Source organism: Pantoea sp. CTOTU49201 (assembly GCF_032054795.1).
GTDB classification, from domain to species: domain Bacteria; phylum Pseudomonadota; class Gammaproteobacteria; order Enterobacterales; family Enterobacteriaceae; genus Pantoea; species Pantoea symbiotica.
This window is the reverse complement of sequence record NZ_DAMBSA010000572.1, coordinates 1-2,200: the sequence shown is the minus strand read 5'-3', so window position 1 is coordinate 2,200 and position 2,200 is coordinate 1. Positions and strand designations below refer to the sequence as shown.

At 57.2% G+C, this 2,200-nt stretch carries 1 protein-coding gene; it reads left to right on the top strand.

What is annotated here, in order from left to right; all coding sequences use genetic code 11:
- Positions 1–2,200: FAD-binding and (Fe-S)-binding domain-containing protein (locus tag RTY00_RS23905; protein ID WP_312666628.1), on the top strand; the 2,200-nt coding region annotated here is incomplete at both ends.

The window sequence follows — 2,200 nt, the reverse complement described above, 5'->3', positions numbered from 1 at the left end:
CGCTCAACGGCGGATGTAGCCTTGATTGCGCGCCTCGCCGGTGAAACCCGCTTTACCAGCCTGGTGTTTACGCCACGCGGTGGCGGTACCGGCACCAACGGGCAGTCGCTCAATCAGGGCATCGTGGTGGATATGTCGCGCTACATGAACCGCATCCTGGAAATCAACACCGAGCAAGGTTGGGTGCGTGTTGAAGCGGGCGTGGTGAAAGATCAGCTCAATGCGTGGCTCAAGCCCTATGGCTTCTTCTTCTCGCCGGAGCTCTCCACCAGCAACCGCGCCACGCTTGGCGGCATGATCAACACCGATGCATCAGGCCAGGGATCGCTGGTGTATGGCAAAACCTCCGATCACGTTGAAGGTCTGCGGGCGGTGCTGCTGGGCGGCGATATCCTTGATACGCGCGCCATGCCGACCGCACTGGCGGAACAGCTGGCGAACACGCCAACGGCGGAAGGGCGCATTTATCAGCAGGTGTTAAGCCGCTGCTGTGAACAGCGCGACCTGATTCTGGAGAAATTTCCCAAGCTCAATCGTTTCCTGACCGGCTACGACCTGCGTCATGTGTTCAGCGACGATTTACAGACATTCGATTTGACGCGTCTGCTGTGCGGCGCGGAAGGCACATTGGCCTTTATTACCGAAGCGCGCCTCGACATCACGCCAATCCCGAAAGTGCGCCGTTTGGTGAACATCAAATACGACTCCTTCGACTCGGCGCTGCGTAATGCCCCTTTTATGGTGGAAGCCAAAGCGCTGTCGGTAGAGACCGTTGACTCGAAAGTACTAAACCTGGCGCGCGAAGATATCGTCTGGCATTCGGTGAATGAATTAATTACCGATGTGCCAGACAAAGAGATGCTCGGCCTCAACATCGTGGAGTTTGCCGGTGATGATGGCGAACTGATTGAGCAGCAGATCAGCACGCTGTGCCAGCGCCTGGATGAGCTGATGCAGCAGCAGATGGGCGGCGTGATTGGTTATCAGCTTTGTGACGATTTAGGCGGCATTGAGCGCATCTATAATATGCGCAAAAAAGCGGTTGGCCTGTTGGGGAACGCCAAAGGGCGCGCCAAGCCGATTCCGTTTGTCGAAGATACCGCGGTGCCGCCAGAACAGCTGGCGGATTACATCGTCGATTTTCGTGCGCTGCTCGATAGCCACGGCCTGAGCTACGGCATGTTTGGTCACGTGGATGCCGGCGTGCTGCATGTGCGTCCGGCGCTGGATATGTGCGATCCGCAGCAGGAGCTGCTGATGAAGCAGATCTCCGATGAAGTGGTGGCGCTGACCGCACGCTACGGCGGGTTATTGTGGGGCGAACACGGCAAAGGTTTCCGCGCGCAATACAGCCCGGAATTCTTTGGTGAGACGCTGTTCAACGAATTGCGCCGTATCAAAGCCGCGTTCGATCCTGACAACCGCATGAATCCCGGCAAAATCTGTACGCCACTCGGCAGTGATGAACCGATGATGCAGGTTGATGCAGTGAAACGCGGCACCTACGATCGGCAGATTCCCGTCACGGTACGTAACGAATGGCGCGGTGCGATGGAGTGTAATGGCAACGGATTGTGCTTCAACTTTGATGCGCGCAGCCCGATGTGCCCATCGATGAAAATCACCCGCAACCGCATTCACTCGCCGAAAGGTCGCGCCACACTCACACGTGAATGGTTGCGCTTGCTCTCCGAGCAGGGAGTGGATCCCGTTCAGCTAGAGCAGGCGCTGCCCAAACAGGGCGCCAGCTTGCGTACGTTGATTCAGCGCACGCGCAATACCTGGCATGCGAATCAGGGCGAATATGACTTCTCGCACGAAGTGAAAGAAGCGATGTCGGGTTGCCTGGCGTGTAAAGCCTGTTCGACGCAGTGCCCAATCAAGATTGATGTGCCGAACTTCCGTTCACGCTTCCTGCAGCTTTATCACACGCGCTATCTGCGTCCGATGAGCGATCATCTGGTGGCTAGCGTGGAGAGTTACGCGCCGTTGATGGCCAAAGCGCCCAAGGTGTTCAACTTCTTCCTCAAACAGCCGTGGATGCGCGAGCTGAGCAAAACGCATATCGGCATGGTGGATTTGCCACTGCTGTCATCGCCGAGCCTCAAGCAGCAGTTAAGCGGCCATCCGGCGATGAACCTGACGCTGGAGCAGTTAGAAGCACTGGATGTGGCGCAACGTGAAAACTGCGTGCTGGTGG